The 25,976-nt window shown below is 57.0% G+C and carries 25 protein-coding genes, 1 tRNA gene and 2 pseudogenes; 7 read left to right on the forward strand and 21 right to left on the reverse strand.

All coding sequences use genetic code 11. The features are described 5' to 3' along the window. Window positions 1–25: 25 nt before the first annotated feature. The 11 genes from ndk to trmJ all read right to left on the reverse strand — a co-directional run bounded on the left by ndk (window position 26) and on the right by trmJ (window position 7,863). A complete protein-coding gene (gene ndk / locus JN403_RS24515; RefSeq protein ID WP_007916882.1) occupies window positions 26–451 on the reverse strand; it encodes a nucleoside-diphosphate kinase in 426 nt (141 codons plus the stop codon). 90 nt (window positions 452–541) lie between these two features. After that, the gene (iscX, locus tag JN403_RS24520) at window positions 542–742 is read right to left on the reverse strand and encodes a Fe-S cluster assembly protein IscX (RefSeq protein WP_205484664.1); all 201 of its coding nucleotides are present in this window, start codon (window positions 740–742) and stop codon (window positions 542–544) included. A gap of 13 nt (window positions 743–755) precedes the next feature. After that, complete coding sequence (gene fdx, locus JN403_RS24525; protein WP_065990018.1) at window positions 756–1,097, reverse strand: ISC system 2Fe-2S type ferredoxin; 342 nt, start codon at window positions 1,095–1,097, stop codon at window positions 756–758. A gap of 3 nt (window positions 1,098–1,100) precedes the next feature. After that, window positions 1,101–2,963, reverse strand: a complete 1,863-nt coding sequence (gene hscA / locus JN403_RS24530) for a Fe-S protein assembly chaperone HscA (protein WP_205484665.1) — start codon at window positions 2,961–2,963, stop codon at window positions 1,101–1,103. 48 nt (window positions 2,964–3,011) lie between these two features. Further along, complete coding sequence (gene hscB / locus JN403_RS24535; RefSeq protein WP_074886345.1) at window positions 3,012–3,530, reverse strand: co-chaperone HscB; 519 nt, start codon at window positions 3,528–3,530, stop codon at window positions 3,012–3,014. Window positions 3,531–3,538: 8 nt separating this feature from the next. Next, window positions 3,539–3,862: an iron-sulfur cluster assembly protein IscA gene (gene iscA, locus JN403_RS24540; RefSeq protein ID WP_065990022.1), complete on the reverse strand. Its 324-nt coding sequence runs from the start codon at window positions 3,860–3,862 to the stop codon at window positions 3,539–3,541. 51 nt (window positions 3,863–3,913) lie between these two features. Continuing rightward, window positions 3,914–4,300, reverse strand: coding sequence for a Fe-S cluster assembly scaffold IscU (iscU, locus tag JN403_RS24545; protein ID WP_062383507.1), 387 nt, complete (start codon window positions 4,298–4,300; stop codon window positions 3,914–3,916). Between the two features lie 89 nt (window positions 4,301–4,389). Beyond that, complete coding sequence (locus JN403_RS24550) at window positions 4,390–5,604, reverse strand: IscS subfamily cysteine desulfurase (RefSeq protein ID WP_205484666.1); 1,215 nt, start codon at window positions 5,602–5,604, stop codon at window positions 4,390–4,392. Window positions 5,605–5,648: 44 nt separating this feature from the next. Beyond that, complete coding sequence (gene iscR / locus JN403_RS24555) at window positions 5,649–6,140, reverse strand: Fe-S cluster assembly transcriptional regulator IscR (protein ID WP_122535019.1); 492 nt, start codon at window positions 6,138–6,140, stop codon at window positions 5,649–5,651. Between the two features lie 167 nt (window positions 6,141–6,307). Then, the gene (cysE, locus tag JN403_RS24560) at window positions 6,308–7,090 is read right to left on the reverse strand and encodes a serine O-acetyltransferase (RefSeq protein WP_122535018.1); all 783 of its coding nucleotides are present in this window, start codon (window positions 7,088–7,090) and stop codon (window positions 6,308–6,310) included. Next, the gene (gene trmJ / locus JN403_RS24565) at window positions 7,090–7,863 is read right to left on the reverse strand and encodes a tRNA (cytosine(32)/uridine(32)-2'-O)-methyltransferase TrmJ (protein ID WP_122623401.1); all 774 of its coding nucleotides are present in this window, start codon (window positions 7,861–7,863) and stop codon (window positions 7,090–7,092) included. Before trmJ ends, cysE begins: the two co-directional genes overlap by 1 nt. Before the next feature lie 235 nt (window positions 7,864–8,098). Here trmJ and suhB point away from each other — a divergent pair, with 235 nt between their 5' ends. Then, window positions 8,099–8,914, forward strand: coding sequence for an inositol-phosphate phosphatase (gene suhB / locus JN403_RS24570; RefSeq protein ID WP_205484667.1), 816 nt, complete (start codon window positions 8,099–8,101; stop codon window positions 8,912–8,914). A 41-nt stretch (window positions 8,915–8,955) separates the two neighbouring features. Here the strand turns inward: suhB and JN403_RS24575 are convergent, their stop codons facing one another. After that, a complete protein-coding gene (locus tag JN403_RS24575) occupies window positions 8,956–9,885 on the reverse strand; it encodes a LysR family transcriptional regulator (protein WP_205484668.1) in 930 nt (309 codons plus the stop codon). Between the two features lie 128 nt (window positions 9,886–10,013). On the opposite strand from JN403_RS24575, the pseudogene JN403_RS24580 reads away from it, so the two are divergent. Further along, window positions 10,014–11,257 (forward strand): annotated as a pseudogene (locus JN403_RS24580) (cation:dicarboxylase symporter family transporter). A 74-nt stretch (window positions 11,258–11,331) separates the two neighbouring features. Here JN403_RS24580 and JN403_RS24585 read toward each other — a convergent pair. From JN403_RS24585 to queA, 8 genes are all read right to left on the reverse strand, one after another. Then, window positions 11,332–12,930: an argininosuccinate lyase gene (locus tag JN403_RS24585; protein ID WP_205484669.1), complete on the reverse strand. Its 1,599-nt coding sequence runs from the start codon at window positions 12,928–12,930 to the stop codon at window positions 11,332–11,334. Window positions 12,931–12,996: 66 nt separating this feature from the next. After that, window positions 12,997–14,238 (reverse strand): OprD family porin, encoded by a 1,242-nt coding sequence (locus JN403_RS24590; RefSeq protein ID WP_205484670.1) that lies wholly within the window; start codon window positions 14,236–14,238, stop codon window positions 12,997–12,999. A 252-nt stretch (window positions 14,239–14,490) separates the two neighbouring features. Continuing rightward, window positions 14,491–15,036, reverse strand: a complete 546-nt coding sequence (locus tag JN403_RS24595; protein ID WP_122535017.1) for a glycine zipper 2TM domain-containing protein — start codon at window positions 15,034–15,036, stop codon at window positions 14,491–14,493. 117 nt (window positions 15,037–15,153) lie between these two features. After that, complete coding sequence (gene secF, locus JN403_RS24600; protein WP_205484672.1) at window positions 15,154–16,065, reverse strand: protein translocase subunit SecF; 912 nt, start codon at window positions 16,063–16,065, stop codon at window positions 15,154–15,156. Between the two features lie 9 nt (window positions 16,066–16,074). Beyond that, the gene (secD, locus tag JN403_RS24605) at window positions 16,075–17,943 is read right to left on the reverse strand and encodes a protein translocase subunit SecD (RefSeq protein ID WP_205484673.1); all 1,869 of its coding nucleotides are present in this window, start codon (window positions 17,941–17,943) and stop codon (window positions 16,075–16,077) included. A 62-nt stretch (window positions 17,944–18,005) separates the two neighbouring features. Then, on the reverse strand, window positions 18,006–18,344 hold the full coding sequence (gene yajC / locus JN403_RS24610) for a preprotein translocase subunit YajC (protein WP_037012510.1): 339 nt from the start codon (window positions 18,342–18,344) through the stop codon (window positions 18,006–18,008). Window positions 18,345–18,397: 53 nt separating this feature from the next. Next, window positions 18,398–19,513 carry a tRNA guanosine(34) transglycosylase Tgt gene (gene tgt, locus JN403_RS24615; protein ID WP_192171046.1) on the reverse strand — a complete coding sequence of 372 codons (1,116 nt, stop codon included), beginning with the start codon at window positions 19,511–19,513 and terminating at the stop codon, window positions 18,398–18,400. A 14-nt stretch (window positions 19,514–19,527) separates the two neighbouring features. Continuing rightward, window positions 19,528–20,607 carry a tRNA preQ1(34) S-adenosylmethionine ribosyltransferase-isomerase QueA gene (gene queA / locus JN403_RS24620; protein ID WP_205484674.1) on the reverse strand — a complete coding sequence of 360 codons (1,080 nt, stop codon included), beginning with the start codon at window positions 20,605–20,607 and terminating at the stop codon, window positions 19,528–19,530. Between the two features lie 108 nt (window positions 20,608–20,715). On the opposite strand from queA, the gene JN403_RS24625 reads away from it, so the two are divergent. From JN403_RS24625 to JN403_RS24640, 4 genes are all read left to right on the forward strand, one after another. Then, a tRNA-Leu gene (locus tag JN403_RS24625) sits at window positions 20,716–20,800 on the forward strand. Window positions 20,801–20,888: 88 nt separating this feature from the next. Further along, the gene (locus JN403_RS24630) at window positions 20,889–21,701 is read left to right on the forward strand and encodes a hypothetical protein (RefSeq protein ID WP_205484675.1); all 813 of its coding nucleotides are present in this window, start codon (window positions 20,889–20,891) and stop codon (window positions 21,699–21,701) included. Between the two features lie 983 nt (window positions 21,702–22,684). Continuing rightward, window positions 22,685–23,056 carry a hypothetical protein gene (locus tag JN403_RS24635; protein WP_205484676.1) on the forward strand — a complete coding sequence of 124 codons (372 nt, stop codon included), beginning with the start codon at window positions 22,685–22,687 and terminating at the stop codon, window positions 23,054–23,056. After that, window positions 23,032–24,447, forward strand: a complete 1,416-nt coding sequence (locus JN403_RS24640; RefSeq protein ID WP_240357034.1) for a retron Ec67 family RNA-directed DNA polymerase/endonuclease — start codon at window positions 23,032–23,034, stop codon at window positions 24,445–24,447. Before JN403_RS24635 ends, JN403_RS24640 begins: the two co-directional genes overlap by 25 nt. 270 nt (window positions 24,448–24,717) lie before the next feature. Here the strand turns inward: JN403_RS24640 and JN403_RS24645 are convergent. Then, a pseudogene (locus JN403_RS24645) lies at window positions 24,718–24,960 on the reverse strand (Presumed portal vertex protein); the annotation flags it as partial. 422 nt (window positions 24,961–25,382) lie between these two features. Between JN403_RS24645 and JN403_RS24650 the strand changes: the two are divergent. Continuing rightward, complete coding sequence (locus tag JN403_RS24650; RefSeq protein WP_205484677.1) at window positions 25,383–25,811, forward strand: helix-turn-helix domain-containing protein; 429 nt, start codon at window positions 25,383–25,385, stop codon at window positions 25,809–25,811. Window positions 25,812–25,976 lie beyond the last annotated feature (165 nt).

Below are 25,976 nucleotides of genomic sequence, written 5' to 3' on the forward strand. Positions count from 1 at the left end.
ATTCACCCTCACTCGCAGCAATAGCTTAGCGAGTGGTTACCTCGGTAGCAGCGAAGAAGTACGAGATTTCACGAGCAGCAGCGGCTTCGGAGTCGGAGCCGTGAACAGCGTTGGCGTCGATGGAATCAGCGAAGTCAGCACGGATGGTGCCGGCCGCTGCTTCTTTAGGGTTGGTAGCGCCCATCAGCTCGCGGTTCAGAGCGATAGCGTTTTCGCCTTCCAGAACCTGTACGACAACCGGGCCGGAGATCATGAATGCAACCAGATCACCGAAGAAACCACGGGCGCTGTGCTCAGCGTAGAAACCTTCTGCTTCGGCCTTGGACAGTTGCTTCAGTTTCGAAGCGACAACGCGCAGACCGGCTTTTTCGAAACGGGTGGTGATTTCGCCGATGACGTTTTTGGCAACAGCATCAGGCTTGATGATCGAGAAAGTACGTTGAACAGCCATGGTGTAACTCCAGAAGCAGTGATTATTGCGAAAAATTAAACCCGCGAATTATACGCGGGTTTGATGTTATTGCCTAACGTGCAAATCTGATCAGTCGATTTCGTCGGCCCAGAGCGTCTGCACCGCCTCGAGCACTTTCTCGCCGACGCGGCCAGAAGTGTCGTCGAAATCAGGCAGTTGCTTGATCATCAATTGCAGCTTGGTAAACCCTACCGAATAAGGGTCGACGCCGGGGTGGGTCGCGGCGAGTTCTTCAGCGATGCGTTGTACGTCATTCCAACCGTAACTCATGACAGCTTCTCGATCAGTGCGGCGCTTCGGCAGCGTGGTTAAGCGAATATTTCGGGATCTCGACGGTCAGGTCTTCGGTGCCGACCTTGGCCTGGCAGGCCAGACGGGACTGCGCTTCCAGACCCCACGCACGATCAAGATAGTCCTCTTCCAGCTCGTCCGCTTCTTCGAGGGAGTTGAACCCCGCACGAATGATGCAGTGGCAGGTGGTGCAGGCGCAGACGCCGCCGCACGCGCTTTCGATCTCGATGTGGTGATCGTGGGCGAGCTCCAGAATCGACTTGCCGACTTCAGCCTCGACAACCATTCCGTCCGGGCAATGCTCGGCGTGTGGCAGAAATGTAACCTGCGGCATCAGTTATTCCTCAATCTCATTCAGGTTGCGCCCTGACAGCGCGGCTTTCACCGTCGAGTCCAGGCGGCGGGCGGCGAACGCATCAGTCACCTGCGACAGACGCTTGGTCTGCAGCTCGATGGCCGGGCCGTCATCGCCCTTCATCAATTCACGAAGTTCTTCCATCTGCAGGTCGATGACCATGCGCTCTTCGGCATCGAGCAAGCGCTCGCCATCAGCCTGCAACGCGCCTTCGACGGCCTCGAGCAAACGCTGAGCGTCGACCTGCTGTTCACGCAGCGCGCGAGCCACCATGTCATCACTGGCGTACTGGAACGAATCCTTGAGCATGCGGGTGATTTCGCCATCAGTCAGGCCATACGAAGGCTTGACCTGAATGCTCGACTCAACGCCGGATGCCAGCTCGCGGGCGGACACGCTGAGCAGGCCATCGGCGTCGACCTGGAAGGTCACGCGGATTTTCGCGGCGCCGGCGACCATCGCAGGAATGCCGCGCAGGTCAAAACGCGCCAGTGAACGGCAGTCGCTGATCAGCTCACGTTCGCCTTGCAGCACGTGAATCATCATGGCCGACTGGCCGTCTTTGTAAGTGGTGAACTCCTGTGCGCGGGCCACCGGGATCGTGGTATTGCGCGGAATGACCTTCTCCATCAGGCCGCCCATGGTCTCCAGCCCCAGGGACAACGGGATCACGTCGAGCAGCAGCAGCTCACCGCCATCGCGCTTGTTGCCTGCCAGCGTATCGGCCTGGATCGCCGCGCCGATGGCGACTACCTGATCCGGGTCGATCTCGGTCAACGGTTGACGGCCAAAGAGTTCGGCCACCGCTTCGCGAACACGCGGGACGCGGGTGGAACCACCCACCATGACCACGGCTTCGACTTCATCCAGCTCGATGCCACAATCACGAACGGCACGACGGCAGGCTTTTAGGCTGCGGGCGATCATTGGCTCAATGAGGGCATCGAATGCGGCGCGGGTCAGTACACCCTGCCAGTCGCCATGGACGACTTCGACCGAGTCGGCGTCAGTCAGGGATTCTTTCGCCGCGCACGCCGTCTGCATCAAACGGCGCTGGGCAGCCGGATCGAGGTCATCGGACAAACCGGCTTCAGCAATAATCCACGTCGCGATGGCGTGGTCGAAATCATCACCGCCCAGCGCGCTGTCGCCGCCGGTGGCCATGACTTCAAACACGCCGCCGGTCAGGCGCAGGATCGAGATGTCGAAGGTGCCGCCGCCCAGATCGTAAATGGCGACCACGCCTTCAGCGTTCTGATCCAGGCCATACGCCACGGCAGCCGCAGTTGGCTCGTTGAGCAGGCGCAGCACGGTCAGACCCGCCAGCTTCGCAGCGTCTTTGGTGGCCTGACGCTGAGCGTCATCGAAATAAGCGGGAACGGTGATGACCGCGCCGACCAGCTCGCCACCCAGTGTTTCTTCAGCGCGCTGACGCAGCACCTTGAGGATGTCAGCCGACACTTCAACCGGGCTCTTCGGGCCCTGCACCGTCTCAATGAACGGCATATGCGACTCGCCACCGGTGAAACGGTAGGGTAACTGCCCACCCAAATGCTTCACATCGGAGATCCCGCGACCCATGAGGCGTTTGACGGAAATGATGGTGTTCAGCGGATCGGTCGCCGCAGCGTCCTTGGCCGACTGGCCCACTTCGACGCGCTCGGCGTGATAGCGAACGGCAGACGGCAGGATGACCTGACCGTTTGCGTCGGGAAGCGGCTCACTGATGCCGCTGCGCAGGGCAGCCACCAAGGAGTTGGTAGTGCCGAGATCAATCCCGACAGCCAGGCGACGCTGATGAGGTTTTGGAGCTTGGCCGGGTTCGGCGATCTGCAGTAGAGCCATTGCTTTTCTGATATCACTGGCGAGCCGCCCCAGAAGGACGGCGCGGGGTTAATCGTCGAGGCGCTCTTCGAGCTGGCGCACTTCGTAGGAGAGCTTGTCGAGGAACTGCATGCGACGCATCAGCCTTTCAGCCTGATCACGCTGTGCAGCATCGTCCCAACAGGCCGCGAAGCTTTCGTTCAGTTCTTCCTGGGCAACCTTCAGCCGGCGCTTGAATACCGCGACACCTGCCAGATCCGCTTCGTCCTGCAGGTCTTCGAGCTCTTCGCGCCATTGCATCTGCTGCATCAGAAACTCGGGATCCTGCACGGTGACTTCCAGCGGAACTTCACCCTTCAACGCCAACAAGTAACGCGCCCTTTTGGGCGCATTCTTCAAGGTTTGGTAGGCGTCGTTCAGACTGGCGGAGCGCTCCAGCGCAACCCGTTGCTCAGCCTCGGGGGCGTCGGCAAAACGGTCGGGGTGCACGCTCCGGGCGAGCTCGCGGTAACGCGTCGCCAGCAGGTCGAGATCCAGATTGAAGCCCGGCTGCAGGTCGAACAAAGCAAAGTGACAAGGAGTACCCACGATAAGCCTCAGACGTTGAAGCTTTCGCCGCAGCCACATTCACCGCGCGAGTTGGGATTGTTGAACTTGAAGCCTTCGTTCAACCCTTCCTTGACGAAATCGAGCTCGGTGCCGTCGAGATAGACCAGGCTTTTGGGATCGATGATCACCTTGACGCCGTGGTACTCAAACACCGTGTCTTCGCTTTCAGGCTCATCGACGAACTCGAGCACGTACGCAAGGCCTGAACAACCGGTCGTGCGAACGCCCAGACGAATGCCGTCACCCTTGCCGCGCCCATCAAGGGAGCGACGCACATGGTTGGCGGCTGCTTCGGTCATGCTGATAGCCATCGGAACTCCTTACCTCACGCAAGTTACTTAACGCAGCGGAACATGCTCTGCTTAGAGCAGGCCTTTCTTCTGCTTGTAGTCGCGAACGGCCGCCTTGATGGCGTCTTCAGCGAGTACGGAGCAGTGGATTTTCACTGGCGGCAGGGCCAGTTCTTCGGCCAGCTGAGTGTTCTTGATGGTCTCTGCTTCATCCAGAGTCTTGCCTTTCATCCACTCGGTGGCCAGGGAGCTCGACGCGATGGCAGAACCGCAGCCGTAGGTCTTGAACTTGGCGTCTTCGATGATGCCCTGCTCGTTGACTTTGATCTGCAGACGCATGACGTCGCCGCACGCCGGCGCGCCGACCATGCCAGTGCCGACATCAGGGTCTTCCGCGTTCATCTTGCCGACGTTGCGCGGATTTTCGTAGTGGTCAATGACCTTTTCGCTGTAAGCCATGGTGCAATCCTCATCAGATACAACACGTCGCTCTCACGACACTTGGAAAACCCGGTTTTCAAAGTGCCGCATGAAATGGCGACTTTGAATTAGTGCGCCGCCCACTCGATCTTGGAGATGTCGACGCCATCTTTGAACATGTCCCACAGCGGCGACAAGGCGCGCAGCTTGGTAACGGCCTCGCAGACTTTCTGCGCGGCGTAGTCGATCTCTTCTTCGGTAGTAAAGCGACCGAAAGTGAAACGGATCGAGCTGTGTGCCAACTCATCGTTCCGACCCAGGGCACGCAGCACGTAGGAAGGTTCCAGCGAAGCCGAGGTGCACGCGGAGCCGGACGAAACCGCCAGATCCTTGAGCGCCATGATCAGCGACTCGCCTTCTACATAGTTGAAGCTCAGGTTGAGGTTGTGCGGCACACGGGCAGTCATGCTGCCGTTGACGTACAGCTCTTCCAGGTGCGCGACCTGCTGATAGAAGCGATCGCTCAAGGCTTTGACACGAACGTTCTCGGCAGCCATGTCTTCTTTGGCAACACGGAACGCTTCGCCCATGCCGACGATCTGGTGCGTCGCCAGCGTGCCGGAACGCATACCGCGCTCGTGACCGCCACCGTGCATGGCCGCTTCGATGCGAACACGTGGCTTGCGGCTGACCCACAATGCGCCAATACCTTTCGGACCGTAGGTCTTGTGGGCCGAGAACGACATCAGATCAACTTTGAGGTTGGCCAGGTCGATTTCAACCTTGCCGGTGGACTGCGCCGCGTCAACGTGGAAGAGCACACCGCGGGAACGGGTCATGTCGCCAATCGCCGCGATGTCGTTGACCGTACCGATCTCGTTATTGACGTGCATGATCGAGACCAGAATGGTGTCGTCGCGCATCACCGCCTCAATCATGGCCGGAGTGATCAGGCCATCTTCGGTCGGTTCGAGGTAGGTGATCTCAAAGCCTTCACGCTCAAGCTGACGCATGGTGTCGAGCACGGCTTTGTGTTCGATCTTGCTGGTGATCAGGTGCTTGCCTTTGGAGGCATAAAAATGCGCAGCGCCCTTGATCGCGAGGTTGTCGGATTCGGTAGCACCGGAGGTCCAGACGATTTCGCGAGGGTCGGCGTTGACAAGATCGGCCACCTGACGGCGAGCGTTCTCAACCGCTTCCTCAGCTTTCCAGCCAAAGACGTGGGAGCGCGACGCCGGGTTACCGAAGTTGCCATCCATCAGCAAGCAGTCGCTCATTTTCTGCGCAACACGCGGGTCGACCGGGGTGGTCGCGGAATAATCGAGGTAAATCGGCAATCTCATTGAATATCTCCTATCAGGCAGGCGCGCCGCGCGTTCATCTGCGTTCACTCAACGGCGGATGTTTCAATCTTGTCCAGTGGCTGCGTCTTGCTACCGCAGCGGCGCAGATCCTGACGTTGGGCGACTTCTTGCACTTCACGGCGAGTGACGAGGTCGGCCAGGCTGATACCGCTTAGAAATTCGTGAATCTGCTGGCTGAGGTCGCACCACAAATGGTGGGTCAGACAGGTATCACCAGCATGGCAGTCACCGAGCCCCTGGCAGCGCGTCGCGTCAACCGACTCGTTGACGGCGTCGATCACCTGCGCCACTTGAATACCCTGCATGTCGCGGGACAGCTGATAACCGCCGCCGGGACCACGCACGCTGGAAACAAGGCTGCCGCGGCGCAGCTTGGCGAACAGTTGCTCGAGGTAGGAAAGGGAAATCCCTTGCCGCTCGGAGATATCGGCCAGAGACACTGGCCCATGCTGCGCATGCAATGCAAGGTCGAGCATGGCAGTGACAGCGTATCGGCCTTTTGTAGTCAGTCGCATGACGTGTACCGCGGAGGTTCGGAATGGGGGCGAGTATGCTATTCCCGAGTATTTAAGTCAACTATAAGACCTAGCGGGATAGTCGGGATTACCCGCAAAAGCGCGGCCGCATCATAGCAAAACGCGCCAGGGATTGGCACACGTGCCGCCTGCAGGCGCGCGCTGCCTTATTTGGTAGGAGCATCAGTTTCGGAACGCTCTTTCATGCATTCGAAGACTTCCTGACGCAGCTCCGGCAATTCCTTCTCGCGGTATTCACCGCCCAGGCTCTTCAGTGCCTTGCCCATGTCTTCCACTCGCACGTCCATCGCTTGCAGGTGATCGAGCAATTGGCCGATCGCGCGCGCCACTGGATCCGGCATGTCCTCACTGACGCCATAAGCATCGAAGCCGAGCTTTTCGGCGATGGCCTTGCGCTTTGCTTGCGCCTCGTCGTCAGACTTGACGATGATCCGTCCCGGAATGCCCACCACCGTCGCCCCCGCCGGCACAGGCTTGGTCACGACTGCGTTAGAACCGACCTTTGCGCCCGCGCCTACCGTGAACGGGCCGAGCACCTTGGCGCCCGCACCGACCACCACGCCAGACTCTAGGGTCGGATGGCGCTTGCCTTTGTTCCAACTGGTACCGCCCAGGGTCACCCCCTGGTAGAGGGTCACGTCATCGCCGATCTCGGCGGTTTCGCCGATGACGATGCCCATCCCGTGATCGATGAAAAAGCGCCGGCCGACCTTCGCGCCCGGATGGATCTCGATGCCCGTCAGCCAGCGGCCGAAGTTGGAGACCATGCGTGCTGGCCATTTCAGCTCGTTGCGCCACAGCCAGCCGGACAGCCGATGCAGCCAGATGGCGTGCATGCCGGGATAGCAGGTGAGCACTTCAAAGGCGTTTCGAGCCGCCGGGTCACGATGAAACACGCTTTGAATGTCTTCCCGCAAACGCTCGAACATCACTGATCCTTCCGCTTGTAGGGTTCGCCGTTCGCCGCTTTCTGGGTTTCGGTGAGGATGCCGCGCAAGATGCTCATCTCGGATCTATTCACCGCAGAGCGGCCGTAGAGACGACGCAGCCGGGCCATCAAGTGACGCGGCTTCTCGGGATCAAGGAAGCCGATGGTGACCAGCGTGGACTGGAGATGCTCATAGAATTTCTCCATCTCATCCATGGTCGCCAGTTCGGTACTGCGCACCGAGTTCACCTCAAACTTCTCCACCTTGCTTGCCTGTCCGTCGGCGGCTAGCCAGGCCATACGGGTTTCGTAACTCAACACCTGCACGGCGGCGGCGAGATTCAACGAGCTGAACTCCGGGTCCGAGGGGATGTGCACGTGGTAATGACAGCGCTGCAACTCTTCGTTGGTCAGGCCGGCGTATTCACGACCGAACACCAATGCGATCTCTTCGCCCAGCGCGGCATGCTCGACGGTCTTGACGCCCGCTTCGCGAGGGTCGAGCAGCGGCCAGGGAATGCGGCGATCCCGCGCGCTGGTGCCTAATACCAGGTTGCAACCCACCAACGCATCTTCCAGCGTCGCCACGACCTGCGCGCCCTCCAGAATGTCGCCCGCCCCAGATGCCCGCGCATCGGCTTCATGGTGGGGAAACATGGCGGGATCAACCAGCACCAGACGCGAAAGGCCCATGTTTTTCATGGCACGTGCGGCGCCACCGATATTTCCGGGATGGCTGGTACCGACCAGGACGACACGAATATTTTGCAGCACTGGTGAAGTCTCGCTAGCAGGTGAAAAGGGGGACGAATGTTACAGAAGCGCTTGCTTCAACGCCACGAACCTTGCGCCTCACGCAAGGGATGCGCCACTAAAACGGCACAGAGCATCGCCGAGTTGCCCACACCAAGCCGACCGGACGCGCGGCAAAGTCTGCACTCGCGCTGGAAATCATCCAAGAGAACCAATAGAATGGCCGGCTCTCTTTAACGACCTAGGTGATCCATCCATGCAGCCCATGCTGAATATCGCGCTGCGCGCCGCCCGCAGCGCCAGCGAATTGATTTTCCGCTCCATCGAGCGCCTGGATACCATCAAGGTCGACGAAAAAGACGCGAAAGATTACGTGACCGAAATCGACCGCGCCGCCGAGCAGAGCATCATCACTGCCCTGCGCAAGGCGTATCCAACCCACGGCATCTTTGGCGAAGAAAGCGGCCTGCATGAAGGCAGCGGCGAAGGCACCGACTACCTCTGGATCATCGATCCGCTCGACGGCACCACCAACTTCGTGCGTGGCGTTCCTCACTTCGCCGTCAGCATCGCGTGCAAATACCGCGGTCGCCTGGAACACGCCGTTGTTCTGGACCCGGTCCGTCAGGAAGAATTCACCGCCAGCCGCGGTCGGGGCGCTGCCCTGAACGGCCGTCGTCTGCGCGTCAGCCCGCGCAAGAGCCTTGAAGGCGCACTGCTCGGCACAGGTTTCCCGTTCCGCGAGAACCAACTCGACAACCTCGATAACTACATGAACATGTTCCGTTCGCTGGTGGGCCAGACTGCCGGCATCCGTCGCGCCGGCGCCGCGAGCCTGGACCTGGCTTACGTGGCTGCGGGCCGTTTCGATGCGTTCTGGGAATCGGGTCTGTCGGAGTGGGACATGGCCGCAGGCGCCCTGCTGATTCAGGAAGCAGGCGGTCTGGTCAGTGACTTCAACGGCGGTCACGACTTCCTTGAAAAAGGCCACATCGTTGCGGGCAACACCAAATGCTTTAAAGCGGTGCTGACCTCGATAGCTCCGTTTGTGCCGACGTCGCTGAAGCGTTAAGCCAAGCGGACTGTACAAAAAACCGGCCATGTGCCGGTTTTTTATTGCGTAATTCTCCGCCCGCTCAGCTCTTGTGACAGGGCAACGAAATTGCTCAGCGGCGGCTGTGGATTAAAGCTTGGGCATACCAGCGTTATTGGTGCGTGCAACCGAGGCTTTGCGTCAGCGATCCGGCAATACACCACGCTTTCCTTGTGCACATCGCGCATCGACGCCGGCACGATAGAGATGCCCGCGCCCGCGGCGACAAGGCTGACGTTGGTGAGCATACGCTCGACCTCAAAGGCGACCTTCGGATTGAAACCGGCGTTCAAACAGGCCTTGATCAGGTTGGCGTACATCCCGGGGGCACCCGGACGACGGACCAGGATGAATTGCTCTTCGGCCAGATCGAGGAGCGAAATAACAGGCGGCCCCTGGTCTGCCTGATGCCCGGTCAACAAGCGATGCCCTACCGGTACCGTCAGCAGCATCTCTTCGTTCAGCAGCCGGTAAAAGGCGATGCTTTGATGACGGCTGACGGGCGCTCGCAAGATGCCGACGTCAACGCTGCCATCAATGGCTGACTCGGTCAGCTGCTGCGCGCTGCCCTCCCTCAGCGAAACCGCCACGCCAGGGAAACGCTCACGGTAAGCACGAATGATCCGGGGAATCAGCGGATGGGCAGCGGCCGAGCTGGTGAAACCGATGGTCAGCTGCCCCTCGATGCCGTGGGCGGCGCGCGAAGCCTTGAGCGAACCTTCCTTGACCCTCGCCAGAATGTCCTGCGCCTCTTGCAGGAAAACCTGCCCGCCCGCGGTGAGATCCACCCCTTTGGGATGGCGCTTGAACAGCTCGAAACCCAGCTCGTCCTCCAGCGCCCGGATCTGCTGGCTCAGCGGGGGCTGCTGCATATTCAGGCGTGCTGCGGCGCGGGTGAAATGTCGTTCCTCAGCCACCATGACGAAATAGCGCAGATGACGAAGCTCCATGGTGTCTATCTCGCTATGGGGTTTATGATTGCCGTCGATCTACGCGACGTTGGCCAGCAAGCGTGCCCAATCGCCAACACACTGGCAAGGCGCGCTCATAACAATAAACATGCCCACTCCGGAATCCGATGCCTCTCAGGCTTCTGCGCAGCACAACTCTGCATCTTCTTGTCGCCATCCTCAGTGGCGCGCTGCTTGGCGCCCTCAATCCGCCGCTCGCGGTAGAGATGAAACCGTTGAGCGACGGCTTCATTCGCGTTATTGGCTGGCTGATGCCATTTATGATGTTTCTGCTGATCGCATCCGGCGTCGCGGGTTTGCGCCTCGGGCAACGGGGGCTGGCAGCCAGGCTAATAGTCTATTTTCAAGCCATGGCGCTGTTGTCGCTGTTCCTGGCATGCGTGATCGCCGGCTTGATGCAACCCGGCAGCCACGCGGCGTCGGAGGCTTCCTGGCTGCCGAACAGTCTGGATAGCCTGCGCGTCTCTTCGACAACCCTCTCATGGACAGGGATTGGCGCCACACTTGCCGACGCACTCATGCACAATCCCGTCTTGCAAATCATGCTCGCGGGCCTGCTGACCGGGGCATGGATAGCGCATGCCCGTGGCCATCCACGGGCGGACGCGCTGCGACTCCTGCTTGAAAGAATCGTCGAGCAGCTCTTCAGGTGCCTGAGGCTGATACTGCGCTTCGCTCCCTCGCCGCTTTCGGCGCCATTGCTTTCACCATCGGCAAGTTCGGGCTCGGTTCAGCGTTGCCGCTGCTCAAGTTTGTCGCGGTCATGTACCTGGCCTGTGGCGCGTTCGTTCTGCTGGTACTCGCGCCAATAGCGCGGGCCTCAGGGATTACGCTCTGGTCGCTTGTGCTGCACCTGAAGGATGACCTGCTGCTGGTGACCTTCACAGGTTCTTCTGTAGCGGCGCTTCCCGGCCTGATCGAAAAGATGCAGGGCCTGGGGTGTGAGCGGCAGTTGACCCGCCTGGTGCTGACCACGGGTTACACCTTCAACCTCGCCGGCTCGAATATCTACCTGATCACAGCCGTGCTTTTTCTGGCTCAGATGTCGGGCATCAACCTGACAGGGGCGAACTGGCTAATGTTGCTGCTGATTTCAATGGTGACCTCACTTGGGTCGACCAGCATGGCAGGCTCGGCATTTTTTACCTTGATCGCCACTTTGAATCTGTTCCAGATGGTGCCTATGGAGAGTGTCGGTTTGCTGCTGGGTGTGGAGCGACTGATGAAGTGCCGCGTGCTGACCAACGTGCTGGGGAATTGCGTTGCCTGCCTCGCCATCGCACAGTGGCAAAACACATCGCGGGTTGATTCAGCCCCTACGGCGATTCACGGCGAAGCACCGCAGGACTGACCTGCTTGCCCACCAACGAGGTAAACGTTACAAGCCGGGGCGCAGCAACGCTTCATCGCCACGCCCCTTCGCCATCATCCCTTGGAGGAAAGCAACTTCTCGAACGCGCGATCCAGATTTCCTTCGGCCTGGGTCAGCTTTTCGCTGCGCTCACGCAACCATGCCTGGTCCCCATCGAGGGTTTTGTGCGCTTCAGCCAGCATGCGCTTGACCTCCTCCGGTTGCGGACCGCCAGTGCCTTTTCGAGTCTTCACCATGTTCTCCGGAGAAAGTGAAGCGCGGAACGTCCCCTCATCCAGCGGCAAGGCATTTTGCTTCCACTGATACTTGTCCGCCGCCTGGGTGTAGAGCTTCTGTGCATCGGCGTAGGGGAAGGTCTTCGGAGTAAGCCCTTCACTGCGGGCCTGTTCGACGATCAACGAAGCGAAACTATGGCCGATCCGAAAGGGAACCTTCTGCGTGCGTTCCAGCGTGTCGGCCAGTTCCATGGAGGTCGTCCACTCATTCTCCAGCTCTTCCCGCGCTCGCTGGGGATTGACCTGCAGCGCATCGATCACTGCGTCCACTGCCCCAAACATCTCTTTTGTCGAATCGAACACGCCCAGGGAATCGAACGCGAACTTGTAGTCGGTCATGCCGGTGGTAACGTTATGGGCCCGCAGCGTGACCGTCTGCGCCAGTCCCACGACGTCCGACGCCGATTCACGGGCACGCATGAGCAACCCCGGATTGCGCTTCTGCGGCATCGCACTGCTGGTGTAGGTCTTTTCCTCATCCAGTAGCAACCACGGACGAATCTGGTGGTACTGCGTGTGGATATCGCCAATCAGTGCGCCTACCCGGATGGCTGACGAGGACGCGATGCCCACAGCCTCGATCGGGATGTCGTACGTCGAAACCTGACTCGAATCCAGTGAGTTCTCCCGCACGCCGTCGAAGCCCAATAGTTCGGCGAGCCGCTCGCGGTTGAGCGGGTACGCTGAGTTCGCCAGTACTGCCGTGCCCATCGGACTTTGATTCAAGCGCTGGTACAACTCGCGAATGCGCTGTCCGTCACGATCAAACGCTGCCTCGTACGCCAGCAGATAGTGCGCGTAGGTGATCGGCATGGCCTGGACGCCGTTGGTGTAGGCGGGAATCAGCGTGTCGATGTTCTTGTCGGCGAGATCCAACAAGCGCTTGCGCGTGGCATTCAGCGCTTCGCTGTACGCCAGCACATCGGAGCGCAACTTCGCCAGGCGGTAGGTGGCGAGCATGTCCTGGCGACTGCGGCCGGAGTGAATCAGCGAGGCCTCGGGCCCGATCTTGTCGGTCATGATTGCTTCAAGCTGCAACACATCGGTGGGCCGCTTGCCATTGGGCTGGTCCGCCTGATCGATGGCGAAGCGCACACCCGTGGCGATCTTCTGACCCATCTCGGGCTTGACGATGCCTTCTTCAGTGAGCATCACGATCGACGCCTTGTTAATCCTGTTCAGCCATGAAAACTGGCTGTCGGTGTTGCTGCCTCGGGCTTTCGATTTTTCAACGGTCGCCCCGATTTTCGCGGCTTGAGCGGCGCATTCCTCGGTGGTTTTGCAGGGCACCTCGGCGGTGTTGGCTGCGTACGCGCCATAACTGGTGCTCAATACGCAGGCGACGGCCAGATGAAGAAGGGTTTTTGTTGTGGGCATTTCAGGCTCCAGTGCGGCGGTTGCCGAGGGTGCGTTGTCGTGATGAGTGCGGAGGATGCGCAGCGGCTATAGCAGCGGCAGCGTGTAGCTGACGATGACGCGGTTCTGGTCGATGTCGTTGCCGCCATTACTGCGGTAGCTGCCGTTGCGCCACTTCAGTTCGAGGTTCTTCAACGCACCGCTCTGGAATACATAGGCGATGTCGGTGTTGCGCTCCCACTCGGTGCCTTCTCTGGCGCCGCGGGCAAAGTTGTCGCCTTTGAGGTAGCGACTCATGAAGCTCAGGCCGGGCAGTCCGACCGCTGCAAAGTCATAGTCGTATCGCGCCTGCCAGGAACGCTCTTCGGGGTTGGCAAAGTCCGGGGAAATCATGACGTAGTTGACGAGAAACGAGTCGGTTCCGGCCAGGTGGGGAAACCCGGTCTCGCCGTTCATGCGCTGGTACGCAACGCCAAAGCCATGACCACCGACGCTGTAGGTGAACTTCGCGCCAATGGCTGTGTTATCGATGTTCGTATTGCCGTCCTTCAGCGAACGGGCGTATCGAAGATCACTCTTGAGCGACTGCGACTCACCGAGCGGGACGCTGTGCAGCAGCGTCACGATATGCTGTTTGTAGTTGTTTTCCAGACCGCCGTAGTTATAGGACGTGGTGAGGCCTTTGCTCCAGTTGTAGCTCGCGCTGGCGAAGTCGAACTTGTCGCTGGGGCGCCCGCCCTTGATACCCTTGGCCTCGGCCTCGATGTCTTCATGGCCACTGTCGTTGCGTTCGGTATTGCTGGTCAGCCGCCCCACATTGAGCGTCATGTCGGACACGTCTTTTGAGGTCAACTGGACGCCACGAAAGGTCTGCGGCAGCAGGCGTCCGTCGTTGGGCAGGACGGTCGGCAGCTTGGGCAACAAGGTGCCCACGCGCAGCACGCTCTTGGCCATCCGCGCTTTTGCGGTCACGCCTGATCGGCCGTAATCGTCGGGCGCCTTGTCGTCACCGACCGGCAGGAGTCCACTGTTGCGGCGGTCAGGTCCGGAGTCCAGTTTCAAACCAAAGAGGCCAATGGCATCTACGCCAAACCCTACCGTGCCATCGGTAAATCCCGACTCATAGTTGAGGATCAGACCTTGCGCCCACTCGTCGCGCTTGGACTGAGGCGCGCCGTCCTGGTGGTAATCGCTGTTGAAGTAGAAGTTTCGAAATTCCAGATCCGCTTTGCTGTCTTCAAAAAAGTCAGCTTCCGCGAAACCGGGTAAAGCAAGGCTCAGTCCGAGGGCAGCAGACGTGAGTCCTAGAGACATAGGGCTTTTGTGCATTGTTATATCCCGTTGGGTCCAGCTCGTTTTTATTAGAGTTATTCAAGTGGAATGGGGACTGTAGAAGTCTCCTGCCACCGAAACGAGCTTACCGGCCGGGAATTTTGATTAAAAATATATAGTTGCTACCCACACGATACTTAATACGTATGGCTGTGGCTGCGTAGGAGTCTCGGCGTCTTCAGTGCGTTTATTCCAGGCAAAAAAAACACCCCTGTATAAGGGGCGTTTTTTTGAGCGTTGACTCAGGGCTTACTGGCCGGCCTGGCTCAACTCCAGCTGACCGTCCTTGTTAACAGGGATCTGGCTGCCTGGATCACGATCCATACGCACCTGCCCGACTTTGTCGTTGAGCTTGTACTTCACGTTGTAGCCAACAACCTTGTCGCTGATGTCGTTGACGGTGTTGCAGCGCGATTCAGTCGTTGTGTAGGTGTCGCGGTTCTGCATGCCTTCCTGAACCTTGTTACCGGCGTAACCACCACCCACCGCACCGGCGACCGTGGCGATCTTCTTGCCATTACCGCCACCCACCTGGTTGCCGAGCAGGCCACCCGCTACGGCACCGATGACACTCCCCACGATTTGATGCTGGTCCTTGACCGGCGCTCGGTGAGTCACGGCAACGTCCTTGCAGACTTGTCGCGGGGTTTTGATTTGTTCTTTCACAGGCTCGACGGCAAGTACGTCTGCGTACTCTGGGCCGCTTTGTTTTACGAGGCTATAGGTGGCCAAAGCACCACCGGCGGTTACACCGACAGCACCCAATACTGCACCAATAAGCAACGACTTGTTCACGTGAACCTCCTGACGATATTCAGCGCAATTGCTCGCGCTACTCCCAGCCTTGGAGCATAAAAAAGGCGCGAGTTCACACTCGCGCCTTTTCAGGTGATGGCCGGTTACCAGTATCGGTTACGGACGATCATCCACTTTGTCGACAGTGACCGGTGGCAAGAGGTCTTCGCTGCGCAGGTTCAGCCAGATCAACACCACGTTGGCGATGTAGATCGACGAGTACGTACCCGCCAGAACACCGATGAACAGCGCCACCGAGAAACCGTGCAGGCTATCGCCGCCGAAGATCCACAACGCGACGATGGCCAGCAATGTGGAGATCGAGGTCGCCATGGTCCGCAGCAACGTCTGCGTGGTGGAGATATTGATGTTCTCGATCAGCGATGCCTTGCGCAGCAGACGGAAGTTCTCGCGAACCCGGTCGAATACCACGATGGTGTCGTTGAGCGAGTAACCGATGATCGCCAGCACAGCGGCCAGTACGGTCAGGTCGAAGGTCACCTGGAAGAACGAGAGGATGCCCATCGTCACCACCACGTCGTGGATCAGCGAGATGATTGCCCCTACCGCGAATTTCCACTGGAAGCGGAAGGCCAGGTAGACCAGTACGCCGCCCAGCGCCAGCAGCATGCCGAGGCCGCCCTGGTCGCGAAGTTCTTCACCCACTTGCGGACCGACGAACTCGACGCGCTTGACGGTTACCGGGTTATCGGCCCCTGTCTTGCGCAGCGCGTCGGCAACCTGAGTGCCCAGCTGCGGGTCTTCACCCGGCATGCGAACGAGCAGATCAGTCGTTGCACCAAAGCTTTGTACAACGGCTTCGGTATAACCCGAAGCCACCAGCTCTTCGCGCACCTTGTGCAGATCGGCCGGACGTTCATAGGTCAGCTCGATCAGCGTACCGCCAGTGAAGTCCAGACCGAAGTTCAGCCCTTTATAGAACCAGCTGAACAACGCCAGAACGGTAAGGAGCATGGTAATGGCGAACGCAATGTTGCGAACGCCCATGAAGTTGATCGTACGTTTCATGGCAGCCCCTTAAATCCACAACTTCTTGAAGTCACGACCGCCAAAGATCAGGTTGACCATTGCGCGGGTCACCATGATGGCTGTGAACATCGAGGTAAAGATCCCGAGGGACATGGTGACCGCAAAACCCTTCACCGGGCCTGTGCCCATCGCAAAGAGAATGCCGCCGACCAGCAGCGTCGTCAGGTTGGCGTCGAGGATCGCGGTATACGCGCGGTCGAAGCCTTCGTTGATCGCACGCTGGACCGTCATGCCGTTGGCGATCTCTTCACGAATCCGCGAGAAGATCAGCACGTTCGCATCGACCGCCATACCCATCGTCAAGACGATACCGGCGATGCCTGGCAGAGTCAGCGTTGCACCCAGCAGCGACATCAGTGCCAGCAGCATGACCATGTTGAAGGCCAGCGCCACCGTCGCGATCAGACCGAAGAAACGGTAGATGGCGAGGATGAACAGCGAGACGAACAGCATGCCCCACAGGGATGCATCGATACCCTTGGTGATGTTGTCGGCACCCAGGCTTGGACCAATGGTGCGCTCTTCAGCGAAGTACATCGGTGCAGCCAGACCACCGGCACGCAGCAGCAGCGCCAGCTCGGAAGATTCACCCGCGCCGTTCAGGCCGGTGATGCGGAATTGAGCACCCAGCGGCGACTGGATGGTCGCCAGGCTGATGATCTTCTTCTCTTCCTTGAACGTCTGGACCGGCACGTCTTTTTCGACGCCGTTTACCATTTGCTTGGTATACGTGGTGGTCGGCTTCTGCTCGATGAAAATCACTGCCATGCTGCGACCGACGTTCGCGCGGGTGGCGCGGCTCATCAGATCACCACCATGGCCGTCCAGCTTGATGTTCACCTGAGGACGGCCGTGCTCGTCAAAGCCGGCCTTGGCGTCAGTCACCTGGTCACCGGTGATGATCAGACCACGCTCGACCGGCGCCGCAGGACGACCGCCTTCGCGGAACTCGAACATCTCGGTAGTGGCTTTGTTGTCGTCGGGACCTGCGCCCAGACGGAACTCAAGGTTGGCGGTCTTGCCGAGAATACGCTTGGCTTCGGCGGTGTCTTGAACACCTGGCAGCTCAACCACGATGCGGTTGGCGCCCTGACGCTGAACCAGCGGTTCGGCGACGCCCAGCTCGTTGACCCGGTTACGCACGGTGGTCAGGTTTTGCTTGATCGAGTATTCGCGGATTTCAGCGATCTTGGCTGGGGTCATGGCCAGGCGCAGGATCGGCATCTCGCCGCGATCGCTCGTGGTGATATCGAAATCTGTGTAGTCCTTGCGGATCAGCGCACGGGCCTGTTCGCGGGTATCAGCATCGCTGAAGCCCAGCTGGATGGCGCCGTTATCTTGCGGAAGGCTGCGATAACGCACTTTTTCCTTGCGCAGCAGGCTCTTCACTTCGCCTTCGTAGACATTCAGGCGCGCACTGAGCGCCTTGTCCATGTCGACTTCGAGCAGGAAGTGCACGCCACCGGACAGGTCGAGACCCAGCTTCATCGGCGTAGCGCCAATGCTGCGAAGCCATTTCGGCGTGGTCTGAGCCAGGTTGAGCGCAACAACGTAGTCATCGCCCAGCGCCTTGCGTGCGACATCTTTGGCTGGCAGCTGGTCTTCCTGTTTGGTCAGACGCAACAAACCGCCCTTGCCATTCTCGGCCAGAGACGCGCCCTTGACCGCGATGCCAGCATCGGTAAGCGCCTTGCTTACGCGATCCAGATCAGCCTGGTTGACCTGCAGCGCAGTGCTTGCGCCACTGACTTGAATAGCCGGGTCATCAGGGTAGAGATTGGGTGCGGAATAAATAAAACCGATCACCAGCACTGCCAGGATCAGGATGTATTTCCACAGAGGGTATTTGTTCAACATCACGCCGCCTGCTTATAACGCGGGGCGCCTTGCGCGCCCCGTCGATTGGTAAAAGACTGGAATCAGATGGCTTTCAGAGTGCCCTTGGGCAGGGTGGCAGCGATTGCGCCCTTCTGGATCTTCAGCTCTACGGTGTCGGACACTTCGATAACAACGAAGTCATCAGTCACTTTATTGATCTTGCCCGCGATACCGCCGGTAGTGACGACTTCATCACCCTTCTGCAAGTTACCCAGCAAGTTCTTTTGCTCTTTGGCGCGCTTGGCCTGTGGACGCCAGATCATCAGATAGAAGATGACCAGGAAGCCGACCAGGAAAATCCACTCGAAGCCGCCGCCCATAGGGCCTGCAGCAGCAGGGGCAGCCGCATCCGCGAAAGCGGAAGAGATGAAAAAGCTCATTTAACACTCCAGTTGCATATTTTAATAATAGGAAGCGAAAGACCGGATGTCGCTCAGTCCAGTAACGGCGTCACAAGCCCGCGTTTGGCATAGAACGTGTCGACAAAGGCGGCCAATGTACCTTGTTGAATAGCCTCGCGCAAACCAGCCATAAGCAGCTGGTAATGGCGCAAATTGTGGATCGTATTGAGCATGCTACCCAGCATTTCGCCGCACTTGTCCAGGTGATGCAGATAGGCGCGGGAGAAGTTTTTGCAGGTGTAGCAGTCGCAGGTCGGATCCAGCGGCGACTCATCGTAACGATGAAACGCATTACGGATTTTCAGCACACCGGTGTCGATGAACAGATGACCGTTGCGCGCATTGCGCGTAGGCATCACGCAGTCGAACATGTCGACGCCGCGGCGGACACCTTCAACCAGGTCCTCGGGCTTGCCTACACCCATAAGGTAACGAGGTTTGTCAGCCGGCATGCGCCCCGGCAGGTAGTCCAGGACTTTGATCATTTCGTCCTTGGGCTCGCCGACCGACAGGCCGCCAATTGCCAGGCCGTCGAAGTCGAGTTCGTTCAGGCCTTCGAGGGAGCGCATGCGCAGGTTCTCGTGCATACCGCCCTGAACGATGCCAAACAGCGCCGCCGTGTTTTCGCCATGGGCGATCTTGGAGCGCTTGGCCCAGCGCAGCGACAACTCCATGGAGGTGCGCGCAACCTCTTCGTCGGCCGGGTACGGCGTGCATTCGTCGAAAATCATCACGACGTCGGAACCGAGGTCGCGCTGAACCTGCATCGATTCTTCAGGCCCCATGAACACTTTTGCGCCGTCGACCGGAGAGGCGAAGGTCACGCCCTCCTCCTTGATCTTGCGCATCGCGCCCAGGCTGAACACTTGGAAACCGCCCGAATCGGTCAGAATCGGGCCTTTCCACTGCATGAAATCATGAAGGTCGCCGTGGCCTTTGATGACTTCAGTGCCCGGACGCAGCCACAGGTGAAAGGTGTTGCCGAGGATCATCTGAGCGCCAGTGGCCTCGATATCCCGAGGCAGCATGCCCTTGACCGTGCCATAAGTGCCGACCGGCATGAACGCAGGCGTTTCGACAACGCCGCGAGGAAAGGTCAAACGACCGCGACGCGCCTTGCCATCGGTGGCCAGCAGCTCGAAAGACATACGACAGGTGCGACTCATGCTTGATCCTCTGGGGCCGAGTCCGTCGGGGTGGATTCCCCAGGAGCGGTCGGCACGGGATTGCGGGTGATGAACATGGCATCCCCGTAACTGAAGAAGCGGTAACCGTGCGCCACCGCAGCCGCATAGGCCGCCATGGTTTCGGGATAACCGGCGAATGCCGAAACCAGCATCAACAGCGTCGATTCCGGCAAGTGGAAGTTGGTGACCAGCGCATCGACCACATGGAACGGTCGGCCCGGATAAATAAAGATATCGGTGTCGCCGCTGAAGGGCTTGAGCACGCCATCGCGTGCGGCACTTTCCAGCGAACGCACGCTGGTCGTGCCCACGGCGATCACCCGACCGCCGCGTGCGCGACACGCGGCCACGGCATCGACCACTTCCTGAGTGACTTCGAGCCACTCGTTGTGCATGTGGTGATCTTCAATGCGCTCGACGCGCACCGGCTGAAACGTACCCGCGCCGACGTGCAGCGTCACGAATGCGGTCTCGACGCCCTTCTCGGCAATCGCGGCCATCATGGTCTGGTCGAAATGCAGACCTGCCGTCGGCGCCGCCACCGCACCGGCGCGCTGGGCGTACACGGTCTGATAGCGCTCGCGATCGGCATCGTCGTCCGGGCGGTCTATATAAGGAGGCAACGGCATGTGCCCGACGCGCTCGAGCAATGGCAGCACCGGCTCGGCGAAGCGCAGTTCAAACAACGCATCGTGGCGCGCGACCATTTCGGCCTCGCCACCGCCATCGATGAGAATTGTCGAACCCGGCTTGGGCGACTTGCTGGAGCGCACATGGGCCAGCACACGGTGCTGATCGAGAACGCGCTCAACGAGGATTTCCAGCTTGCCACCCGAGGCTTTTTGCCCGAACAGCCGCGCCGGAATCACCCGGGTATTGTTGAAGACCATCAGATCGCCGGGGCGCAAATGCTCCAGCAAATCAGTGAATTGGCGGTGTGCCAGCGCGCCGCTTGGCCCGTCGAGGGTCAGCAAACGGCTGCTGCGTCGCTCCGCCAAAGGATGGCGAGCGATCAATGAATCCGGGAGCTCGAAGGTAAAGTCAGCGACACGCATGATGGGGTTCGTCTAGCAGGGCCGGGAAGTTTAGCCGAATAAGTGAAAATTGACCATGAAACATGATTGACCAACGGTAGGCTCATCTCTATACTTCGCCGCCATTGAGCCCTGATGGCGGAATTGGTAGACGCGGCGGATTCAAAATCCGTTTTCGAAAGAAGTGGGAGTTCGATTCTCCCTCGGGGCACCAGCACAATGAAGAAAGGCCTTGATTATCAAGGCCTTTTTTTCGTCTGGCGTAAAGTTGGCGTAAGAGGATTTTTTCCAGGAGGAATGTTTTGGCCCCTTTCAAGCTCGACTGGAAGTTCTTCAGCACCTTTGCTGTGAGCATCTTCGCGATCGCCATATCGCTCTATCTTCCTCGGGCCGAGCTCACTGCGCACGAGCTAACCATGACCCTTGTATCGTCCTGGGAGCTGCAGCCACCCAGCGGACCGCGCTTTCAGGATCTCCAAGTCATACTCGACGGCGATAAAATCGAAAACCCCTTCGTCTCCTCCATCACGATTACTAATACCGGCTCCAAGCCCGTTGCCAGCGCAGATTTTGAAAGCCCTATGGTTTTGACTACGGAGGAGCCTGCACGGTTAGTCACCGCGAGGTTGGCGGGATCGACTCCCAAAGGTATTCCGGTTGAGCTGCAAATCGCCGACGGTAAAATCAAGATTCTTCCATTTTTATCCAATCCTGGCGATGAGATAACGATCACGCTCGTAACCTCGGGAAAACCAGTAGTAAAGCCGACCGCCCGAATTGCAGGCATTAAAGAGATCATCGTTGAAGATTTCACTACTCCTCGCACTAAACCGGTAGCCGCTCTGTGGGCTGGCTTCGTCTCCGTCGGGTGCTTTTGTCTCTACACCTTCTATATGGGATACGGACGACTTTTAAAACCCGCCGTGATCAGCCCATGGATACGCGTTCCAACAGTGTTCTTCTTAGCTTTGTTCGCAATTCAGGCGATCCAAACTCTCACGGTTCACCTCTGGCCCTTACGCTCATACGCAATCATCTGGTCGTGCCTGACCATGGTCGTCGGTTTTGGGGTTGGCCTAGTAGCCGTGAGACTTGCGAATAAGGCCGATCGCTGACGGTAACACCAAGCCTGGACTGCCGCCGAAAGCGGGCCAACAACAGCACATGCACGCGGTTGATTAGCTCGAAACCAAACGCGCGCGTTAGCAGACGCTGAGTCAGCCACTGCGACTGGGTGGGAGAGAACAATCGGGAACGCGGTCCGCCGGTGGCCATCCCTGAGGAGCTATCAGCTTTTCATGTTGACCCACCGGAAACGGGTAAGGAGGGTGAGTTTTTTGCGCACCTGCCTGATACCTCCATTTGGTGCGCCTTTCAGACCGGCAGCCTAGGTTAGCGCTTGGGTTAGGGATAACGAATTTACTAACCTCACAGAGCGTTAAACAACCAAAATATAAAAGTCTTTTCCAACAAATGCTTACGGATAGTTAACCGCTGCGCTTACTGTAATTAACCCCTACGTGTTAGCTCTCCAGCCCAGCAAACACGGGGTGTCGCGGGAACCCACATCCCCGAACCAAAAAACTTACCCATTCCCCGAGCCGACTCCGAGATTTGCTTGCAGGCCGGGCCTTGGTCGTACTTAAAAAAACCGTGCCTCGCGGGTTTTCGCAGGGTTGCAACCGTCCCCACTCTTCCCGGCAGCTCGTAGCCAGCCTTGTTTTGGTCAGGATGCAGAAGCGCAGAAAAAGGGACCTATTTAGCCCGCAGGCGAGGTGGGGGGATGACGGCGCGCGCCACAGACTCCAACACGCAGCAGCGCGGAATGGATCTACCGAGGCGCGGCGGGTTGAGCTGACTGAGAGACCGTGGGATTCGATAATCGGATCGAAGCAGAATTGGTAGGTGACATTAAAAGGCCGGCGAGGTTATGATCAATGCGGGCTTGTAGACAGATCGTTTTATCGCGAATCGCGATAAGTGACATCAACGGTGGTAGGTATTGCCATTACATTACTTCGCAATCTCACGCGGAGAGACTCATTGACACTTGCATATGAGTGTCTACAAGCCCACCACCTTTTCTATGGAATGTCCCATGTCAAAACTGACTAAGCTAAGGAAAGCTACGAGCTTAAGCGATCTCGCTGATATTCTAGAAATGCCTCCCAAGTCAGTCTCGTACATTCTCTATATAAGACCCAAGATAGGTTTATATAGTCAGTTCAACATTCCTAAAAAAACAGGCGGCTCTAGAACTATTTCTGCCCCATGCTTAGAACTTAAGTATCTACAGAAACAGCTAGCAACGCTCCTTCAAGACTGTAACGACGAAATAGAAAAATCAAGATCAGCACCATCAAGCCTGAAAGTTACGTATAAGCAGACAAAAAAAGAAGCTTATCACATGGTTTTAAACCCGGTTACTCCATCATCACGAATGCCATTAATCATCGCAACAAAAATTTAGTCTTAAATATTGACTTGGCTGATTTCTTTGGAAGCATACACTTTGGACGTGTCAGAGGATTTTTCTTAAAAAATGAAAACTTTAAACTCAGTCCATCAGTAGCCACGGTTATTGCGCAAATCGCATGTCACGAGAACGCGCTACCCCAAGGAAGCCCTTGCTCCCCGATTTTATCTAACATGATAGCTCACATACTAGATATCAGATTAGCGCGGCTAGCGGCAGCTGAAAAAAGTAGTTACTCTCGATATGCCGACGATATCACTTTCTCAACTAACAAAAAAGAATTCTCCGAAAGTTTGGTAAGGTGTATCGACCATGTTAATCATACATGGGTCGCCGGCACTGCCTTGGAAAATACAATTAACAGGGCGTGGTTTTCAATAAATAGTAAGAAAACTCGCTTGCAGTACCGCGACTCTCGTCAAATAGTCACAGGATTGACAGTCAACTCAAAGGTCAATGTACGCGCAGAATACCATCGAACTGCGAAAGCCATGACTCATAAACTGTTCCGGACGGGAAGTTTCGAAGTTTTAAAAGCAAACGAGCATGGCATACAAGAGAAAACGGCAGGTAGCCTTCACCAGCTGAACGGCATACTTAGCTTCATCTACATGATTAATGACTACAACAGAAAGCTCCGCGCTCAAAATCCGCTGAATCCCGCTTTTACCCCGACTCCAGATCGTTTGAAGTCGATTGAAAAATCACACAAAAGATTCATTTTCTATAGAGACTTCTATGCCAGCCCAGTTCCTACAATAATCTGCGAAGGAAAAACAGATAATATTTATCTGCGTGCGGCCATTTATAGTCTATCGGCGAAATATCCAGAACTGGTCGAAACAAACAAAGACGGGTCCAAGAAACTTAAAATTAAGCTTTTCAAATACACAGAACAGATAAAACACCTCATGAGTCTTTCTGGCGGAACTGGAGAAATGACAAAATTCATGACTAGCTACACAAAAGAATGTGCCTTTTTTAAGGCACCGATCGGTCTCAAACCAGTAATCATGCTGATTGACAACGACCAGGGCGCTATTGAAATCTACAAGCAGATTCACAAGATGAAGAAGCTCGCCAAAAAACCAGACGGCAGTGACGAGCTCCACTTTATCGGTCGAAATCTATATGTTGTACCCACGCCACTAAACAAAGGACAGAACACTATGGTTGAAGATCTCTTCGAACCGAAGCTGTTGAAAACTGAGTTGAACGGTAAGAAATTCAACCCCGACGACGCGAAAATGACGTCGAACGAATATAGCAAAAATCATTTTGCAAAGTTTGTAGTAAAGGCGCAACAGGAATCGATAGATTTTTCGGGCTTTGAGCCAATATTGAACACTATACTGAAAATTGTTAAGCAGCATGGGAGGTTATAAAAAATATGGGTTACCCAACACGAACTCAAATCAACTCAATTTTCCCGAACATAACTGGTAACTTACAGCAGCTATCGGCCGAGCTGACATTAGTCAAACAATGCTTCTCGTAAGTTGACAGCGCTTCAATCACCAATGACCGCCACATTACAAAACCTCACCTGGACGCCGCCTCGAACTCCGACACCTTCATTTGTGTACCGTTTAAGAACTCATCACCCATCTGCGGAGATGTAGTCAAAAGGCTTAGAAGCTGAAGTGTTTTTGGCTCTATACCTCTGTAGCTATCGCATATACTTTGAACCGCACAACATCCTCACCCACCCAATCATCCAACTGCATCATTCTCGCCTGAATCAGCTCCAGCTCATTGGCCGCATAAATCTGCGCCGCCTCTCTGACCGACCAAAAACCACCAGCATTCTGCGGAACAACCCCCATCAACTGCGGCGGGATCCGCAGGCTGGCGAGCACGTCATTACGCGCCTGATTCTTGATTGAGTTGAATTCATCGGTTGACGGGCAAAGGGTTCCATGGTCATCAACACCAAAGGCCACTGTTACCGATGCGGTAACGACGGCCTGCTTTCATCCGAACTCATTTCAAATTCAATGATTGAGTTTGAGCAACCTTTAAAACTCCCCCTCAATCAGTCCCGCGGCCTTCCAATTACGTGCTAGTTAAAAAATGCCAAGGGCACCCCTTATTTGGCGAATTCCCGCGCAGGTACCCCGCGCAATTAAGGAGTAGTCAACATGGTAAAACGCGGCTAAGCTTCACTCCCCCATGGCAATCACAAAGGACTAAAGATGGCCACCAAGGTCAGTAATCCGCTAACTGTCGTAGCAATATTTTCCACCCTAGCGGAAGGCTTCGCGACAATATCGCTTATCAACCTCCCCCAGAGATTCAGGCTGTATTCGTTTACTTTGTCATGATTTTTCCTATCCTGATTGTGGGAACGTTCTTCGCGCTGCTGAACTGGAACCATACAGTCCTTTATGCACCAAGCGATTTTGCAGATGAGGAGATGTACTTGGAATCCCTGCGTCTGAAGGAGGCCGTAAAAATGGAGGTCATCGGCAGCTTGACTAAGGTTGTGGGTGACGAGGTTGCTCTATCGGCTGAGCAGGTTCAGCGGATCACCGAGAAGGTTGGAGGCGCAGTTGAACAGGCATCCATGGACTCTCGAAAAGAGAAAATCTTGAGTTTGCTTGTAGAAGGCGAACTTTCTACCCAAGACGTTTACGAGAGAATGAGCATCAGCAAGGTATACGTCTACCGTTTGCTCGGGGATCTGCATAACGAAGGCAAAATCGTCCAACGTAAAGAGGGTAGGCACGCTTTTTGGTCTCTGCCCTAACTTTTCGGAGGTGCGGTGGCTGATACAGCACCACTGAGGTTTTATCACTACCAGTAGCACTAATCACATTGTCGCTGTGCACGACATGGATTCTACAGAGTGCGCGAGCCTCCTCGGGCACAAAACAGTAACACCTTCAAGTGGTGTGACTTGATGAACAAAGAA

Source organism: Pseudomonas sp. 15A4 (assembly GCF_016925575.1).
Lineage (GTDB): Bacteria > Pseudomonadota > Gammaproteobacteria > Pseudomonadales > Pseudomonadaceae > Aquipseudomonas.

Coding starts and splice junctions, on each gene's coding strand:
- JN403_RS24550 (WP_205484666.1), bottom strand. CDS start 5,604: ATGAGATTGCCGATTTACCTCGATTATTCCGCGACCACCCCGGTCGAC.
- JN403_RS24635 (WP_205484676.1), top strand. CDS start 22,685: ATGTCAAAACTGACTAAGCTAAGGAAAGCTACGAGCTTAAGCGATCTC.
- JN403_RS24575 (WP_205484668.1), bottom strand. CDS start 9,885: ATGGAGCTTCGTCATCTGCGCTATTTCGTCATGGTGGCTGAGGAACGA.
- fdx (WP_065990018.1), bottom strand. CDS start 1,097: ATGCCGCAGGTTACATTTCTGCCACACGCCGAGCATTGCCCGGACGGA.
- yajC (WP_037012510.1), bottom strand. CDS start 18,344: ATGAGCTTTTTCATCTCTTCCGCTTTCGCGGATGCGGCTGCCCCTGCT.
- iscA (WP_065990022.1), bottom strand. CDS start 3,862: ATGGCTATCAGCATGACCGAAGCAGCCGCCAACCATGTGCGTCGCTCC.
- iscX (WP_205484664.1), bottom strand. CDS start 742: ATGAGTTACGGTTGGAATGACGTACAACGCATCGCTGAAGAACTCGCC.
- JN403_RS24590 (WP_205484670.1), bottom strand. CDS start 14,238: ATGCACAAAAGCCCTATGTCTCTAGGACTCACGTCTGCTGCCCTCGGA.
- JN403_RS24585 (WP_205484669.1), bottom strand. CDS start 12,930: ATGCCCACAACAAAAACCCTTCTTCATCTGGCCGTCGCCTGCGTATTG.
- iscR (WP_122535019.1), bottom strand. CDS start 6,140: ATGCGACTGACTACAAAAGGCCGATACGCTGTCACTGCCATGCTCGAC.
- queA (WP_205484674.1), bottom strand. CDS start 20,607: ATGCGTGTCGCTGACTTTACCTTCGAGCTCCCGGATTCATTGATCGCT.
- cysE (WP_122535018.1), bottom strand. CDS start 7,090: ATGTTCGAGCGTTTGCGGGAAGACATTCAAAGCGTGTTTCATCGTGAC.
- hscA (WP_205484665.1), bottom strand. CDS start 2,963: ATGGCTCTACTGCAGATCGCCGAACCCGGCCAAGCTCCAAAACCTCAT.
- secF (WP_205484672.1), bottom strand. CDS start 16,065: ATGAAACGTACGATCAACTTCATGGGCGTTCGCAACATTGCGTTCGCC.
- suhB (WP_205484667.1), top strand. CDS start 8,099: ATGCAGCCCATGCTGAATATCGCGCTGCGCGCCGCCCGCAGCGCCAGC.
- ndk (WP_007916882.1), bottom strand. CDS start 451: ATGGCTGTTCAACGTACTTTCTCGATCATCAAGCCTGATGCTGTTGCC.
- JN403_RS24650 (WP_205484677.1), top strand. CDS start 25,383: ATGATTTTTCCTATCCTGATTGTGGGAACGTTCTTCGCGCTGCTGAAC.
- iscU (WP_062383507.1), bottom strand. CDS start 4,300: ATGGCTTACAGCGAAAAGGTCATTGACCACTACGAAAATCCGCGCAAC.
- secD (WP_205484673.1), bottom strand. CDS start 17,943: ATGTTGAACAAATACCCTCTGTGGAAATACATCCTGATCCTGGCAGTG.
- tgt (WP_192171046.1), bottom strand. CDS start 19,513: ATGTCTTTCGAGCTGCTGGCCACCGATGGCAAGGCGCGTCGCGGTCGT.